The organism is Bacillus cereus group sp. MYBK30-2 (assembly GCF_051915945.1).
In the GTDB taxonomy this organism is placed as follows: domain Bacteria; phylum Bacillota; class Bacilli; order Bacillales; family Bacillaceae_G; genus Bacillus_A; species Bacillus_A paramycoides.
In genome coordinates this window covers 824,496-841,689 of sequence record NZ_JBQAFR010000002.1, presented here as the reverse complement: position 1 = coordinate 841,689, position 17,194 = coordinate 824,496, and the positions used below count along the sequence as shown (strand labels likewise).

The window sequence follows — 17,194 nt, the reverse complement described above, 5'->3', positions numbered from 1 at the left end:
ACTTTAAAAGGGAATTTTCACACAATTGTCGAACAATTCATGTAGCCTAGAAGCTTACACATGTCGGAAGAATCGATTCGGTAAGGGAGGAAAAGCTGTGGAAAAAATTAAAGTATGTCTTGTGGATGATAATAAGGAATTGGTATCAATGCTAGAGAGCTATGTTGCTGCTCAAGATGATATGGAAGTTATCGGAACTGCTTACAATGGCCAAGAGTGTTTAGATTTATTAAAAGACAAGCAGCCTGATGTTCTTGTTCTAGACATTATTATGCCACATTTAGATGGTCTAGCTGTGCTAGAGAAAATGCGACATATTGAAAGGCTAAGACAGCCTAGCGTAATTATGTTGACAGCATTCGGGCAAGAAGATGTGACGAAAAAAGCAGTTGACTTAGGTGCTTCATATTTCATATTAAAACCATTTGATATGGAGAATTTAACAGGTCATATTCGTCAAGTGAGTGGTAAGGCAAATGCTACCATTAAACGTCCATTGCCATCTTTCCGATCAGCAACAACAATAGATGGAAAACCGAAAAACTTAGATGCGAGTATTACAAGTATCATTCATGAAATTGGTGTACCTGCTCATATTAAAGGATATATGTATTTAAGAGAAGCAATCTCTATGGTGTATAATGATATCGAATTGTTAGGATCTATTACGAAAGTGTTGTATCCAGATATCGCAAAGAAATACAATACAACAGCAAGCCGCGTCGAGCGTGCAATTCGTCATGCAATTGAAGTAGCTTGGAGTCGTGGGAATATTGATTCTATTTCGTCCTTATTTGGTTATACAGTATCAATGTCCAAAGCAAAGCCTACGAATTCCGAGTTCATCGCAATGGTTGCGGATAAGCTAAGACTTGAGCATAAAGCTAGCTGAGAGTAGAAGTAATAAAGGGTTAACTCTTTAGTAAAGCCGACGAATTCTTGAAACCTATACTTAATATCAATTTTAAAATCAATAAACTTTTCACTCAAAGACCAATGAATTTTATGATTCGTTGGTCTTTTTATTTTGTCGAAAAGTAAGTTCAATTTCAGCCAAAGTTTTTTGGGGGATAAATTAAAAGGACTCATTCAACTTTATGGAAAACAAAACCTATATTTAGAAATATTATCTATAAAGGGAAGGTTTTTGATATAATGTTTTGCGAGAGGTTTTAATAAGTACAGATGGGGAGACGAGGAATGGAAAATAAAATATTAACTTGGCTAGGAATAGTAGTGGTTATGGGAGCTCTTGCTGTGGCGGTTACTTTTGGAATGTTAGAACTTGCAGATAATCCAGTAGATAAACAAGTAAGTGCTGAAATAGATAAAAAAGAAGAATCACTGGTAGTAGGTAGAGAGGTAGATGGAGTCTTTGTCAATCTGTATGTTACTGAAAATTCTACTGAAAGTGAAGTAATTACAGCGATGCACCACATGACTCATCAAAAAGTAGTGGCAGAACAAAAGTGGGGATCCATCCCGATGACTCAAAAGAATGCTGAAACATTGAAAGCAATCATAAAGAAGAGTAACTTTGAGAAGAAAAATGAGCTATTAACAATTGCTAATAGATGGGCAAAAAAAGACTTTAGTAAAATAGTAGAAGACCATAACTATTTCTGGGATGCTCAGGAAGGGAATATTGGTAAAGCTACTAGAGCAATGGATGCAGTAGAAGAGCAACATTATATTTTAACTACATTCGGAGAGGAAAAAACGAAAGAACTTTACAATTCGGGGGATGCACCACAAGTGCAATAAAGTGAAACTTTAATTAGTGGAGGTGTCCATTCCTTGTTGATTATTATTCCGAAAATTCAGATCGATAATTGACAGTTTAAGGTAGATGATGTAAAATTTTGTTGGTTTTCATGTTGTGAATGCTCTGGTGATTAGAGAGGTATGTTTACTATGAACATGTTGACTTTTAGTATATCCGGATTATTGCGAAAAATGTGATGAAAGAGGTTATAATTTTCAGTTAAAAAGAGTTGGAAGGATAATGTTAGTTGCATGTTTGTCTGGCAAAAAAACGATGACGTAATGGCATGCATATAAAGGAGATAGAAAATGAAGAGAAAATGGTTAAAATGGGAATTTATTGCAGTCGTTGTGTCAGCGATAATAATGATTGGTTTATTACTTATTAAGCCGATTGTTGGTCTTGCTGATAATGGCGATTTTGAGCGGATTATGGTTCAATTTGGATTAGCTTATCCAGATCCAAATGAAGCGAGGGTAGATAGATATTTTTCATTTATCCATCATTTATATGCTTATGTAAATCCAGCTTCAGGTGATTATGTTTCTTCACAGTTGATTCTCATGGTGCCAGCTTTATGGATTGGGAAAATATTACCAGGTCCTTGGTTTGATATACGAGTTCTAGCGGTCGAATATATTATGATTTTTCTTCTAGCACTATATCTAACTGTCAAACTGAATAAAACGAATAATAAAATCGTGAATGGTTTTCTTGTAACGTTAACAATCGTTGTTTTTGCAGATATTGGATATTTAGTATATTTTAATTCTATGTATGGTGAAGCGGTAACGTATGTTTTTCTATTTTTAACAATTGCATTAGGAATTCAACTTGCGCGTCAGAAACATTCGTCTGTTTGGTTAGTTATTTTGTTTTATATATCGACAATAATGCTTGCTTGTTCTAAAACGCAGTATACACCAGCAGGATTTATAGCGGCATTACTTACTATTAGACTATGGTTTATACGCAAGGATAAAGTATGGAGAAGTGTAATTGTATCAATGACGGCATTACTTTTAATTTTATCTTTTATTTGTTATAAAAGTTCACCTGCCTGGATCGATAAAATTAATATATACCAAACCGTATTTTATGGAGTTCTTAAAGATTCTCCAAATCCAGAACAAGATTTACGTGATCTTGGAGTAAATCCGGAACTTGCTGTAAATGCAGGAACTCATTTTTGGTCTAATGCAGCGATACCACAGGAAGACCCAAGGTTGCATAAAGAATTATATAGTAAAATAAAATTCCCTGATATCGCCAAATTTTATTTAACGCATCCGCAAAGATTTTGGGATAAACTAGAGGCAACGGCTGAATATGCTTGGATCATCCGTCCGTCCGTTGATGGAGTTGCTTTTCTTGGTAATTATGAGAAAAAAGATAATCCAGTTCCCGCTACTCAAGTAGAGACATTTTCTTTATGGAGCCATGTGAAAGAGAAATATCATCCAAATGGATTTATATGGATTGTTCTTTTATACATTTTATATGGACTAGGAATTTTGCTAGAATACAGAAGAGCTAAGACGCATAATGAGCGGCTTATTCCTGACATATTTACTGCGGTAGCTATAATTGGTATGGTTTCTTATGTGGTCCCATTTGTTGGAAGTGGAGAAGGGGATTTCGCTAAACATTTATTTTTATTTACAGTCTGCTTAGATGTAATGTTAGTAAGTGGGATTTGGTGGTTAGCAAAAGGTAGATTAACAATGAAAAAATAGAATATTAAGAGGCTCTTCTTTACAGAAAAATAGATTACAATAAAAGCTTAATTAATAGTGGATAATAGTCAGCGGAAGATAGATAAAAAAAACGCTGACTATTATTCACTTTATTTTATGACTGTTCATAATATTGAATTTATAGATATTTAAGAAAATTTGAAATAAACTAGAATATTCTTATTTAAGAGTCTATAATGTTGTATATTGAAAGGATTTTAGGAGGATGGATATGGAATTTTTGACCGGAAAAGTAGTTAACGTATTATTAGCATTGTTTTTCATCATTACAGTATATGTTAATATTAATACGGTATACTATGTAATTATCTCCTTTTTTGGGTTTGGTAAAGCAAAACGTGATTATGAAATAATTGAAGATAAGACAAGGTTTTTAATATTAGTTGCAGCACATAATGAAGAGAAAGTAATTGGTTCAACTATTGATAATTTGAGAAAAATTCAATACCGAGATGATCTATATGATATCTATGTTGTAAATGATAATAGTACTGATAGAACAGGTGCTATTTGTGAAGAAAAGGGAATGAAATATGTTAATACAAGTGAACAGCTATTTCCTCGTGAAGGAGTAGGGAAACCAGCAGGTTTGCAATATGCGTTACGTTATTTAGGATTCGATAAATTGACTGAAAAATACGATTGTTTAATGATTTTAGATGCTGATAATCATGTCGATTCGAATGTTTTACAAGAGTTAAATTCACAATACATTGCTAAAGATAAGCCAGAAGCGATTCAAATTTATTTAGATTCAAAAAACTCAGCGACTAATTTATCGCTTGGTTATGCTATGAGCTATTACTTAACAAATCGTTTCTTCCAGCTGGCAAAATATCGTCTTGGATTACCGAATGCTATTGGTGGAACTGGGTTCATTGTTAAAATGGAGTACTTAATGAAACATGGTGGTTTCTGTTTCGACTCGTTAACAGAGGATTTAGAATTAGAGATGGAAATTGTTAAAGATAATGGAAGAGTATTATGGAATCACTTTGTTCGAGTATACGATGAAAAGCCAGATAACTTTAAAATTAGTATTAAACAACGTACGCGTTGGTCACAAGGGCATTGGTATGTTGCGTTTACAAATTTTAAACCTATGGTAAAAAAACTGTTTACTGAAAAAGGGAAAATAAGAATTATTGACCAGTTGTTTTATCTATTTGGTATGACACGTGCAGTTCAAATGACAATAACCTTGATAGGTATTTTAATTGCTTTAGGATATGTTGTTGCGACGCAATCATATCAAGATATCCCTGATATAGGGAAACGCTTAGTTGCGATGATTTTAGGCGCGAGTATTCTTTCTTTAATATTATTTGTGTATCAATTTGTTGTTTGTATGTATTATGCAGTTAAGGTAGATACAAATAGAAAGTATAAACTTTTCCAAATGAGTTTTTCTATCTTTTATTACGCATATACGTTTATTTATGCTCAAATTGTTGGTCTAATTAAATGGAAGCAACAACATACATGGGTGAAAACAGAACATAATAAGACAACGATAAATCATAAAGCGGATAAATGATAAAGGTTTAATATATTTTCAATAGAGAAATGAAAACGAAAGAGCGATGTCATAAGGCAACGCTCTTTCGTTTTTTGTTCAAGAAATGCCGGTAAGAGAGCGATTTGTTGGGGGGATTTATCAATAGGAGATCAAGACAAGATAACCTATCTGATGGAAGTTTCACTGTATAGAAGATTTACTTGTGATAATATATGTAGTAAGGATAAATTAAAAAGCCCTGCAAAACAGGACCATATTATTCTTCGTCTTTATTTTGTTTTTCTAATTCAACTAACTTTTGAATTAAAATGTGTTGTGGCATATGCATGAGCTGTTCGAGCGGGACACCTAACGCTTTTGATAAGCGGATTGCAGTGTCTGGAGAAATTTGTAATGGTCTCATAGAAGTACCTCCTTTTTCGTATAGTATAGCATAAGATTGGGGGAGTGAGGATGACTCTTATATTTGCACATCGTGGTGCGGCGGGAACATACCCGGAAAATACAATGATTTCATTTGAAGCAGCGGAGGCTTTCGGGGCAGACGGAATTGAACTTGATGTTCAATTAACGAAAGATGGAAAAGTTGTCGTCATCCATGATGAAACTGTGAATCGAACGACGAATGGAAAAGGTGCTGTTCGGAATTATTTATACGAAGATTTATGTAAGTTAGATGCAAGTTATAAATTCAGCGGAAAAGTAGGTTTTTGTAAAATCCCTCTATTAGAAGAGGTGCTTGAATGGCTTACAAAAACGCAATTGCTACTCAATATTGAACTGAAAAATAATACAATTCCATATAGAGGCTTAGAGGAAGAAGTAATAACACTTGTACGTAAGTTTAGTTTAGAGGATCGGACTATTTTTTCTTCTTTTAATCACTACAGTATGAAGCGGTGTCATATGATGGCTCCGGATATTCAAACAGCTATTTTATATCGCGAAGGTCTGCATAGCCCGTGGGCATATGCGAAAAAAATGGGTGCTAAAGCAGTGCATCCAAATTATCGTTATCTTCAAGATGCCATTGCTGAATTAACGATGGAAAGTGGTGTAGAGGTTCGTCCTTACACAATAAATGAAGAAACGCTTATGCGTAAATATTTTGATATGAACATATCGGCGATTATTACTGATTATCCTGAAACAGCAAGAACTTTATTATCGATAAAAAAATGAGACCTATTATAACGGTCTCGTTTTTTGTTTATGGATATGTGAAAAATTTGTTCTATCTTCTAAAGCGGGCTTGTACTTTATTTCTCTTACGATCTCTATGTAGGACGAAGCCGCCAAAGATATAAAACCCAAGTGCGAAGCAAAAAGCGCCGATTAAAAATTGTAACCATAATATAGGGATTGGAGAGAATAAAATCCCAAATACAGTGTCTCTCATTAACTTTATGCCAAGCACAGCTAATGAAATAGGGATGAGTGCTAATAATAGAGCAAGGTAACGCTGCATACATAACGCTCCTTTTCAGATTATTTCGTATATATTAAATGATGTTATATGAAAAGGGGGTTTGTCAAGAGGTTGCTGAACGAGTAAGATAAGGGTGTGAAAAATTTTGCAGAGATACTTCGAGAGGAAGTGTAATGTATGAAACAAAAGGTGTTAATTGTTGGAGCGGGTGAAGGTGGAAGTACACTGCTTAGTCTGTTACAAAATTCGAATATATTTCAAATTATAGGGGTTATTGATATTAATCCAATAGCGAAAGGATTAGAAATTGCTAAGGAATATGGAATTCCGATTGGTGATAGTGTAACCCCGTTTCTTTTTATGCATATTGATGTAATGTTCGATATGACAGGTGACTATGATTTACATAAGGTTTTATGGGAGGTTAAGCATAAAGATACTCTTCTTATACCAGGGGATATTGCAAAAATTGTTACGAGATTAGCGCATGAGAAGGAAGAATTAATTGGGAAGCTGGAAGAACAGACGCAACAAGGGGATTTGATTTTAAATTCTACACATGACGGTATGATTGTTATAGATCGAGAGGGACAAGTTCGTCTGTTTAATAAAAGTGCAGAGCGTATTATCGGATATAAAAAAGAAGAAGCGATAGGGAAATATATTTTAGAAGTCATTCCAACGAGTAAGTTACTGCGCATTATACGTACGAAACAAATAGAAGTGAATTATGAACTGACGCTAGAGAATGAAAAGAAAATTATTACAACGCGTATACCAATATTAAAAGAAGATGGAGAGGTTCAAGGGGCATTTGCGATTTTTAAAGATATTACAGAAGTTGTAGATTTAGCGGAAGAAGTTACAGACTTAAAAGAAATTCAAACGCTACTTGAGGCGATTATCAACTCATCTGAGGAAGCGATTTCGGTTGTCGATGAGAAAGGAAGAGGGCTAGTTATAAACCCTGCTTATACGAAGTTAACGGGTTTGACAGAAGAGGATATTATAGGGAAGCCGGCTACAACTGATATTGTAGAAGGTGAAAGTATGCATATGAAAGTACTTCGGACACGCCGAGCCGTACGAGGAATACATATGAAGATTGGGCAAAAAAAGCGGGATGTAATTGTAAACGTAGCACCGGTTATTGTTGATGGAATATTGAAAGGAAGCGTCGGTGTAATTCGCGATGTATCAGAAATTCAAAAGTTAACAAATGAATTGAATAGGGCAAGACAAATTATTCGAACATTAGAAGCGAAATATTCATTTGATGATATTGTTGGCGATTCAGATGAAACGACGGCAGCTATTGAACAAGCAAAGCTTGGAGCGAATACACCAGCAACAGTATTGCTACGTGGAGAATCTGGGACAGGTAAAGAATTATTTGCGCATGCAATCCATAATGGAAGTAATCGAAAATATAATAAGTTCGTCCGTGTAAACTGTGCGGCTATTTCGGAAACGTTGTTAGAAAGTGAATTATTCGGTTATGAGGAAGGTGCGTTCTCTGGAGCGAAAAGAGGCGGTAAACGAGGTTTCTTTGAAGAAGCGAACAATGGGAGTATATTTTTAGATGAAATTGGAGAGTTATCTGCGAATACGCAAGCGAAGCTCCTTCGTGTACTCCAGGAAAAAGAGATTGTGAAAGTAGGAGGAACGAAAGCGATTCCTATTAATGTTCGAGTGATTGCGGCGACGCATGTGAATTTAGAAAAAGCGATTTTAGAAGGGAAGTTCAGAGAGGACTTATATTATCGTTTGAATAAAATCCCAATTCAAATTCCTTCCCTTCGTCAGCGCAAAGGAGACATACCAGCGATTGCAGAAAGGTTAATTCAAAAAATCAACCAAGATTATGGCCGGAATGTAGAAGGGCTCACCGATGCAGCCGTTTCGTATTTACAATCATATGAATGGCCAGGGAATGTTAGGGAACTTGAAAATATTTTAGGGCGAGCTATTATCTTTATGAATTATAACGAGATATATATTGATGTACATCATTTACCGCCTTTACATAAAGAAGAACAAGTAGAGACGAAACAAAATAATTTATTACCTGAATTAGAAGAGAAGGCCCTTGAACACTTAGTGACAGAATTTGAGGGGAATATTATCCATGAATATTTGGAGAAATTTGATGGAAACAAAACGAAGACTGCAAAAGCGTTAGGGATTTCGGTTCGAAACTTATATTACAAGTTAGAAAAGTACGACCATGCAAAAAATAGCATGCAATAAATTGCGTACCATGCAATTTATTGCATGGTATACAAGAAGCGACAAAAGGAGACATAATATTCCGTTTTTTAAAAAGTATTGATTTTACTGCATTTTGAATGCGTTTTCATTATTGGTAAGACCACTTTTAAAAGTTGGCACGGTATTTGCTTAATAAATAGGCGAGGGACGACGGAAAGGGTTGATTACAAAATATGAAGTTAGAACACTTAATTGATCAAGCGGCAGGACAGCCTAAAAAAACTGTAGCTGTAGCAGTAGCTGAAGATCATGAAGTAATTGAAGCTGTAGCGAAAGCAATTAAATTACAGCTAGCTCAATTTCGTCTATATGGAAATCAAGAGAAAATAATGGGGATGCTACAAGAACATGGTTTACAAACTTCAGAACATATTGAAATGATTGCAGCAGAGTCAAGTGCTGAGGCTGCAGAACTTTCTGTTAAAGCTGTGAGAAACGGTGAAGCAGATGTACTTATGAAGGGGAACATCCCAACAGCAAATATTTTGAAGGCTGTGTTAAATAAAGAGTGGGGGCTACGTAAAGGTAGTGTACTTTCACATGTAGCAGCATTTGAAGTTCCAAATTATAATCGTCTTATTTTCGTTACGGATGCAGCGATGAACATCGCACCTGACGTAACACAAAAAGCTGCTATTACACAAAATACTGTAGAAGTTGCCCGGGCAATAGGAATTGAGTTGCCAAAAGTGGCACCAATCGCAGCAGTAGAGGTTGTGAATCCAGCGATGCAAGCGACAATTGATGCAGCGATGTTAACACAAATGAATCGCCGTGGACAAATCAAAAATTGTATCGTTGATGGACCACTTGCTTTAGATAATGCAGTATCACAAATTGCAGCAGAGCATAAAGGCATAGTAAGTGATGTAGCAGGTAAGGCAGACATTTTACTCGTCCCAACGATTGAAGCTGGAAATGTGCTATATAAATCACTCGTTTACTTTGCAGATGCAAAAGTAGGAGCAATGATTGCTGGCGCAAAAGCACCGATTGTTTTAACATCTCGTGCTGATTCAGCAGAAACAAAAGTATATTCATTAGCATTGGCAGTTGCGACTGCTTCAAAATAAACCAAAAAGGGTAAAACATTAGGGGGAAACGACAATGACATTAGAAATCTTCGAATACTTAGAAAAATATGATTATGAGCAAGTAGTATTTTGTCAAGATAAAGAATCTGGTTTAAAAGCAATTATTGCAATTCATGATACAACACTTGGACCAGCTCTTGGTGGAACAAGAATGTGGACATATGATTCTGAAGAAGCGGCGATTGAAGATGCATTGCGTCTTGCAAAAGGGATGACATACAAAAATGCAGCAGCTGGTTTAAACTTAGGTGGTGCAAAAACAGTAATTATCGGTGATCCACGTAAAGATAAAAGCGAAGCAATGTTCCGTGCATTAGGACGCTACATTCAAGGGCTAAACGGACGTTACATTACAGCTGAAGATGTTGGTACAACAGTAGATGATATGGATATTATCCATGAAGAAACTGACTTTGTAACAGGTATTTCACCATCATTCGGTTCTTCTGGTAACCCATCTCCAGTAACTGCATACGGTGTTTACCGTGGTATGAAGGCAGCTGCGAAAGAAGCGTTCGGTACAGATAACCTAGAAGGAAAAGTAATCGCTGTTCAAGGTGTTGGTAACGTAGCATATCACCTATGCAAACATTTACACGCTGAAGGAGCAAAATTAATCGTAACAGATATTAATAAAGAAGCTGTACAACGTGCAGTAGAAGAATTCGGTGCATCAGCAGTTGAGCCAAATGAAATTTACGGTGTTGAATGTGATATTTATGCACCATGTGCATTAGGCGCAACAGTTAATGATGAAACTATTCCACAACTTAAAGCAAAAGTAATCGCAGGTTCTGCAAATAACCAATTAAAAGAAGATCGTCACGGTGACATCATTCATGAAATGGGTATTGTATACGCACCAGACTATGTTATTAATGCAGGTGGCGTAATTAACGTAGCAGACGAATTATATGGATACAATAGAGAACGTGCACTAAAACGTGTTGAGTCTATTTATGACACAATTGCAAAAGTAATCGAAATTTCAAAACGCGATGGCGTAGCAACTTATGTAGCAGCAGATCGTCTAGCTGAAGAGCGCATTGCAAGTTTGAAAAACACTCGTAGCACTTACTTACGCAACGGTCACGACATTATTAGCCGTCGCTAATTATTCATATAAAACTTTTACAAAAGGTGTGGTTACCTCTCATGAGGTTTCCACTTCCTTTTGAATTTATTAGTGGAGGTAGCAACATTGTCCTTAAATCGAATTCTTGTTATTAATCCGGGTAGTACATCCACAAAAATTGGTGTTTTTGATAATGAAAGACCCGTTTTAGAAGAAACAATTCGTCATGACGAAGAACAGATTGGAAAATATAAGCGAATCATTGATCAATATGAGTTTCGAAAAGAAACGATTTTAGAAGTTCTACATTCTCACGGTATTAATATTTCAAAATTGAACGCTGTTTGTGGGCGTGGTGGATTACTTCGTCCAATCGAAGGTGGAACGTATACAGTAAATGATGCGATGTTAGAAGATTTAAAAAATGGGTTTAGTGGTCATCATGCTTCAAACCTTGGAGGCATTTTAGCATATGAAATTGCTTCTGGATTAAATATTCCGGCATTCATTGTAGATCCTGTTGTTGTAGATGAAATGGAGCCGATTGCTCGCATAAGCGGTATTGCTGGTATGGAACGTAAAAGTATTTTCCATGCATTAAATCAAAAAGCGGTTGCTCGTAAAGTTGCTGAACAGTTAAATCACAAATACGAGGATTTAAATTTATTAGTTACACATATGGGCGGCGGCATTACAGTTGGTGCTCATAAAAAAGGAAAAGTTATTGATGTTAATAATGGCTTAAACGGAGAAGGACCATTTAGTCCAGAGCGTGCTGGTACAGTACCAGTAGGACAATTAGTTGAAATGTGTTTCTCTGGCGAGTATTATCGTGACGAAATGGTTAAAAAGCTTGTCGGGCAAGGTGGACTTGTAAGTCTTATCGGCACAAATGATGCGATTAAAGTAGAACAAATGGTTGAAAAAGGTGATCCTGAAGCAACTCTGATTTATAAAGCAATGGCATATCAAGTTGCAAAAGAGATTGGCGGAGCTAGCGCTGTACTTCACGGGAAAATCGATGCAATCGTATTAACTGGTGGACTTGCATACAGTAAAATTCTTGTCGATGAAATAAAAGAACGAGTAGATTGGATTGCAGATGTTATCGTACATCCAGGAGAAGATGAATTACAAGCATTAGCAGAAGGAGCACTTCGTGTATTACGTGAAGAAGAAGCTCCAAAAGAATATGTTGTACGTGAAAAAGAAACGGTAGCTAGGGGTTGAGATAATGGCAAAAGAATATGATTTAGTCATCGTTGGCGGCGGTACTGGTGGATATGTTGCTGCTATTCGTGCATCACAACTAGGTTTAAAAACTGCACTTGTTGAAAAAGAAAATCTTGGTGGTACTTGTTTACACAAAGGATGTATTCCTAGTAAAGCTCTTTTACGTAGTGCGGAAGTATACGCAACTGCTAAAAAAAGCGAAGAGTTCGGAGTTATTGCAAGTAATGTAGAACTAAACTTTGCGAAAGTACAAGAGCGTAAAGAGAAAATTGTAACGCAGCTTCATAAAGGCGTTCAACATTTAATGAAACAAGGTAAAATTGATGTGTTTGAAGGTATTGGCCGTATTCTTGGCCCATCTATTTTCTCTCCGATGCCAGGGACAATTTCAGTTGAACTTGCAAGTGGAGAAGAAAATGAAATGTTAATTCCAAAAAATGTACTTGTTGCAACAGGTTCTCGTCCAAATTCATTACCAGGATTAGAGTTAGACGGAGAGTACGTAATGTCTTCAGATCATGCCCTAAAAATGGAAACGCTTCCTAGTTCAATCATTATCGTGGGTGGCGGTGTAATCGGTATTGAGTGGGCATCTATGCTTGCTGACTTCGGTGTAGAAGTTACAGTATTAGAGTATGCGAAAACTATATTACCACTAGAAGATCAGGACGTTTCAAAAGAAATGCAACGTCTATTCAAGAAAAAAGGTATTAAAGTGGTAACTGGTGCAAAAGTATTACCAGAAACATTGGTAAAAGATAATGGAGTAACAATTCAAGCTGAACATAACGGTGAGAATAAAGAATTTAAAGCAGAAAAAATGCTTGTATCTGTAGGAAGACAAGCGAATACGCAAAATATTGGCTTAGAGAATACTGATATCGTTGTGGAAAAAGGATACATTCAAACAAATGAGTTTTATCAAACGAAAGAATCTCACATTTACGCGATTGGAGACGTAATTGGTGGCTTGCAACTTGCTCATGTTGCTTCTCATGAAGGAATTGTTGCAGTAGAACACATTGCAGGTAAAGAAGTTACACCAATTGATTATTCAATGGTATCAAAATGCGTATATAGTAGTCCAGAAGTTGCTTCTGTTGGTTTAACAGAACAAGAAGCGAAAGAAAAAGGCTATAAGTTAAAAGTAGGTAAGTTCTCATTCCGCGCAATCGGAAAGGCACTTGTATACGGAGAATCAGATGGTTTTGTAAAACTTGTAGTCGATGAAGAAACAAATGACATTCTTGGTGTTCATATGATTGGACCACATGTAACAGATATGATTTCTGAAGCTGGTCTTGCAAGAGTACTTGATGCAACACCTTGGGAAGTAGCACATACAATTCATCCGCATCCATCATTATCTGAGGCGATTGGTGAAGCAGCACTAGCTGTAGATGGAAAAGCGTTACACGCATAAAAATGTGGATTTAGGAGGTTATGAAAAATGGCAGAAGTAAAAGAAAAGCGCCATGAAGAGCTTGGCTTAAGTGATGAGCAAGTATTAGAAATGTTCCGTACGATGTTACTTGCACGTAAAATTGACGAACGTATGTGGTTATTAAACCGTGCAGGTAAAATTCCATTCGTAATTTCTTGTCAAGGACAAGAGGCTGCACAAGTTGGAGCAGCGTTCGCTCTTGATAGAGAGAAAGATTATGCATTACCATACTACCGTGATATGGGTGTTGTACTAGCGTTTGGTATGACAGCTAAAGAGCTTATGTTATCTGGTTTTGCGAAAGCTGGAGATCCAAACTCTGGTGGTCGTCAAATGCCTGGTCACTTCGGCCAAAAGAAAAATCGTATTGTTACAGGTTCATCTCCAGTAACAACACAAGTACCACATGCAGTTGGTATTGCGTTAGCTGGAAAAATGGAGAAGAAAGATTTAGTAACGTTCGTTACATTCGGAGAAGGCTCTTCAAACCAAGGTGATTTCCATGAAGGTGCAAACTTTGCTGGCGTACACAAACTACCTGTTATTTTCATGTGTGAAAATAATAAATACGCAATCTCTATTCCAGTTGAAAAACAATTAGCATGTAAAAATGTATCAGATCGTGCAATTGGATATGGTATGCCTGGATATACAGTAGACGGAAACGATCCGCTTGCAGTATATAAAGCAGTAAAAGAGGCAGCAGACCGCGGCCGTCGTGGTGAAGGCCCAACTTTAATTGAAACAGTATCATATCGTTTAACAGCACATTCTAGTGACGATGATGATCGTGTTTATCGTGATAAAGAAGAAGTAGAAGAAGCGAAGAAAAATGATTCAATTATAACATTTGCTGCTTATTTAAAAGAAGTTGGCGTGTTAACTGAGGAATTCGAAAAGCAAATGTTAGATGAAATTATGCATATCGTCAACGAAGCAACAGAATATGCAGAAAATGCTCCGTATGCAGCACCTGAAGATGCATTGAAGCACGTATACGCAGAATAGGGGGGAACGTTTCATGGCTGTAATGTCTTATATTGATGCTATTACATTAGCAATGCGCGAGGAAATGGAACGCGATGAGAAAGTATTCGTTTTAGGTGAAGATGTTGGTAAAAAAGGTGGCGTATTTAAAGCGACACACGGATTATATGATCAATTTGGTGAAGATCGTGCGTTAGATACACCACTTGCAGAATCAGCAATCGCTGGGGTAGCAATTGGTGCGGCAATGTATGGAATGCGTCCAATCGCTGAAATGCAGTTTGCTGATTTCATCATGCCAGCAGTAAACCAAATTGTTTCTGAGGCAGCAAAAATTCGTTATCGTTCTAACAATGATTGGACTTGTCCAATTACAGTTCGTGCGCCATTTGGTGGCGGCGTTCACGGTGCATTGTATCATTCACAATCTGTAGAAGCGATGTTTGCAAACCAACCAGGTTTAAAAATTGTTATCCCTTCTACACCATATGATGCAAAAGGCTTATTAAAAGCTGCAATTCGTGATGAAGATCCAGTATTATTCTTTGAGCATAAACGTGCATATCGCTTAATTAAAGGTGAAGTGCCAGAAGATGATTACGTATTACCAATCGGAAAAGCAGATGTAAAACGTGAAGGTGATGACATTACTGTTATCACGTACGGATTATGTGTCCACTTTGCTCTTCAAGCAGCTGAGAAATTAGCGCAAGATGGCATCTCTGCACACATTCTTGATTTACGTACTGTATATCCATTAGATAAAGAAGCAATTATCGAAGCTGCTTCAAAAACTGGTAAAGTTCTTCTTGTAACAGAAGACAATAAAGAAGGAAGCATTATGAGTGAAGTGGCAGCAATTATCGCTGAAAACTGTCTGTTTGATTTAGATGCACCAATAGCACGTCTTGCAGGCCCAGACGTTCCAGCAATGCCATATGCACCAACAATGGAAAAATTCTTTATGGTAAATCCAGATAAAGTTGAAAAAGCAATGCGTGAACTTGCGGAATTTTAATCGGGGGGACTATACATGGCTGTAGAAAATATTACAATGCCTCAGCTCGGGGAGAGCGTTACAGAGGGTACAATTAGTAAATGGCTCGTTAATGTTGGCGATCACGTAAACAAATATGATCCACTTGCAGAGGTAATGACAGATAAAGTAAATGCAGAAGTACCATCTTCTTTCACTGGTATTGTGAAAGAGTTAATAGCCGGTGAAGGTGATACGTTAGCTGTAGGTGAAGTTGTTTGTGTTATTCAAGTAGAAGGCGCAGATGAAGTAGCAGCAACAGCTGTAGAAGAAAAAACAAAAGAAGAATCAAAAGCAGAAGTAACTACATCTGAAAAAGCACCGAAAGTAAAACAACCAACTGATGGAAAACCACGTTTTTCACCAGCGGTTTTAAAACTTGCGGGTGAGCATAATGTTGATTTAGATTTAGTAGAAGGTACGGGAGCAAATGGCCGTATTACTCGTAAAGATATTTTAAAGCTAGTGGAATCTGGAAACATCCCGCAAGCAGGTGCGAAAAAAGAAGAAGCTGTAGCAGTAGTAGAAGCACGTCCAGAAGCACCAAAAGCAGCGCCGGTAGCGCAAAAAGTAGAAGCTGCGAAACCAGTTTCTGTACCGACAATGCCTGGCGATATCGAAATTCCAGTAACAGGTGTGCGTAAAGCGATTGCAGCGAACATGTTACGTAGTAAACACGAAGCGCCACACGCTTGGATGATGATTGAAGTAGATGTGACAAACCTTGTGTCATACCGTAATTCAATTAAAGGTGATTTTAAAAAGCGTGAAGGATTTAACTTAACGTTCTTTGCTTTCTTCGTAAAAGCAGTAGCACAAGCGTTAAAAGAGTATCCTCAAATCAATTCTATGTGGGCTGGCGATAAAATCGTTCAGAAGAAAGATATTAACCTTTCTATCGCTGTTGCAACAGAAGAAGAGCTATTTGTACCAGTAATTAAGCAAGCGGACGAGAAAACAATTAAAGGTATCGCTCGTGAAATTACAGAACTTGCAGGAAAAGTACGCACGAAATCGTTAAAAGCGGACGAAATGCAAGGCGGAACATTTACAATTAATAACACAGGATCATTCGGTTCTGTTCAATCTATGGGTATTATTAATTACCCACAAGCGGCTATTTTACAAGTAGAATCAATTGTAAAACGCCCAGTAATTATGGATAACGGTATGTTCGGTGCTCGTGACATGGTTAACTTATGTTTATCACTTGATCACCGCGTACTTGATGGTTTAATTTGTGGTAAGTTCTTAGGACGTGTTAAAGAAATTTTAGAAAACATGTCAGAAAACAATACATCTGTATATTAATAAAAAGCTCGCTTATGCGAGCTTTTTATCATCTTATTTCTTCATTTGTATCCTACAATATGTACAAACCTTTTCCCATTAATCTTACAATGAATGATCATGTATAAGGAATTTGCGAAAATACATTGCTGATATATGGTATATAGATATAAAATAAGAAAAGAATAATTTTTTTGGCAAATCTTACTGATGAAACTGTAGTATAATATATTGTATTGTATGAAAAAGAGAGTTATTCTATATAAGTGTTTTATAGATAATGTGTAATCAGTC

The 17,194-nt window shown here is 36.6% G+C and carries 15 protein-coding genes; 13 read left to right on the top strand and 2 right to left on the bottom strand.

Annotated elements, in window-relative coordinates; genetic code table 11:
* Positions 1–97 precede the first annotated feature (97 nt).
* From spo0A to ACTFQM_RS15865, 4 genes are all read left to right on the top strand, one after another.
* Entirely contained in the window at positions 98–892 is a 795-nt protein-coding gene (spo0A, locus tag ACTFQM_RS15880) for a sporulation transcription factor Spo0A (RefSeq protein WP_440035155.1), read from the top strand.
* A gap of 308 nt (positions 893–1,200) precedes the next feature.
* Entirely contained in the window at positions 1,201–1,764 is a 564-nt protein-coding gene (locus ACTFQM_RS15875; RefSeq protein WP_440035153.1) for a PRK06770 family protein, read from the top strand.
* Between the two features lie 309 nt (positions 1,765–2,073).
* Entirely contained in the window at positions 2,074–3,501 is a 1,428-nt protein-coding gene (gene wsfD / locus ACTFQM_RS15870; protein ID WP_440035151.1) for a glycan biosynthesis hexose transferase WsfD, read from the top strand.
* A 232-nt stretch (positions 3,502–3,733) separates the two neighbouring features.
* On the top strand, positions 3,734–5,059 hold the full coding sequence (locus ACTFQM_RS15865; protein WP_440035150.1) for a glycosyltransferase family 2 protein: 1,326 nt from the start codon (positions 3,734–3,736) through the stop codon (positions 5,057–5,059).
* Between the two features lie 238 nt (positions 5,060–5,297).
* Here the strand turns inward: ACTFQM_RS15865 and ACTFQM_RS15860 are convergent, their stop codons facing one another.
* Positions 5,298–5,444 carry a YycC family protein gene (locus tag ACTFQM_RS15860; protein ID WP_042979757.1) on the bottom strand — a complete coding sequence of 49 codons (147 nt, stop codon included), beginning with the start codon at positions 5,442–5,444 and terminating at the stop codon, positions 5,298–5,300.
* Positions 5,445–5,494: 50 nt separating this feature from the next.
* On the opposite strand from ACTFQM_RS15860, the gene ACTFQM_RS15855 reads away from it, so the two are divergent.
* Complete coding sequence (locus tag ACTFQM_RS15855) at positions 5,495–6,223, top strand: glycerophosphodiester phosphodiesterase (protein WP_002173398.1); 729 nt, start codon at positions 5,495–5,497, stop codon at positions 6,221–6,223.
* A 52-nt stretch (positions 6,224–6,275) separates the two neighbouring features.
* Here the strand turns inward: ACTFQM_RS15855 and ACTFQM_RS15850 are convergent, their stop codons facing one another.
* A complete protein-coding gene (locus tag ACTFQM_RS15850) occupies positions 6,276–6,509 on the bottom strand; it encodes a DUF2627 domain-containing protein (RefSeq protein ID WP_002173397.1) in 234 nt (77 codons plus the stop codon).
* Positions 6,510–6,647: 138 nt separating this feature from the next.
* On the opposite strand from ACTFQM_RS15850, the gene ACTFQM_RS15845 reads away from it, so the two are divergent.
* From ACTFQM_RS15845 to ACTFQM_RS15810, 8 genes are all read left to right on the top strand, one after another.
* Positions 6,648–8,720 (top strand): sigma 54-interacting transcriptional regulator, encoded by a 2,073-nt coding sequence (locus tag ACTFQM_RS15845; protein WP_440035148.1) that lies wholly within the window; start codon positions 6,648–6,650, stop codon positions 8,718–8,720.
* Positions 8,721–8,914: 194 nt separating this feature from the next.
* The gene (yqiS, locus tag ACTFQM_RS15840) at positions 8,915–9,814 is read left to right on the top strand and encodes a phosphate butyryltransferase (RefSeq protein WP_440035147.1); all 900 of its coding nucleotides are present in this window, start codon (positions 8,915–8,917) and stop codon (positions 9,812–9,814) included.
* Between the two features lie 34 nt (positions 9,815–9,848).
* The gene (locus ACTFQM_RS15835) at positions 9,849–10,949 is read left to right on the top strand and encodes a leucine dehydrogenase (protein ID WP_002173394.1); all 1,101 of its coding nucleotides are present in this window, start codon (positions 9,849–9,851) and stop codon (positions 10,947–10,949) included.
* Between the two features lie 87 nt (positions 10,950–11,036).
* Positions 11,037–12,140 (top strand): butyrate kinase, encoded by a 1,104-nt coding sequence (gene buk, locus ACTFQM_RS15830; protein ID WP_002173393.1) that lies wholly within the window; start codon positions 11,037–11,039, stop codon positions 12,138–12,140.
* A 4-nt stretch (positions 12,141–12,144) separates the two neighbouring features.
* Positions 12,145–13,566 carry a dihydrolipoyl dehydrogenase gene (gene lpdA / locus ACTFQM_RS15825; RefSeq protein ID WP_001051296.1) on the top strand — a complete coding sequence of 474 codons (1,422 nt, stop codon included), beginning with the start codon at positions 12,145–12,147 and terminating at the stop codon, positions 13,564–13,566.
* 27 nt (positions 13,567–13,593) lie between these two features.
* On the top strand, positions 13,594–14,595 hold the full coding sequence (bfmBAA, locus tag ACTFQM_RS15820; RefSeq protein WP_002173391.1) for a 3-methyl-2-oxobutanoate dehydrogenase subunit alpha: 1,002 nt from the start codon (positions 13,594–13,596) through the stop codon (positions 14,593–14,595).
* A gap of 13 nt (positions 14,596–14,608) precedes the next feature.
* Positions 14,609–15,592: a 3-methyl-2-oxobutanoate dehydrogenase subunit beta gene (gene bfmBAB, locus ACTFQM_RS15815; protein ID WP_000290076.1), complete on the top strand. Its 984-nt coding sequence runs from the start codon at positions 14,609–14,611 to the stop codon at positions 15,590–15,592.
* 15 nt (positions 15,593–15,607) lie between these two features.
* On the top strand, positions 15,608–16,921 hold the full coding sequence (locus tag ACTFQM_RS15810) for a dihydrolipoamide acetyltransferase family protein (protein WP_440035144.1): 1,314 nt from the start codon (positions 15,608–15,610) through the stop codon (positions 16,919–16,921).
* The last annotated feature ends 273 nt before the right edge of the window (positions 16,922–17,194 follow it).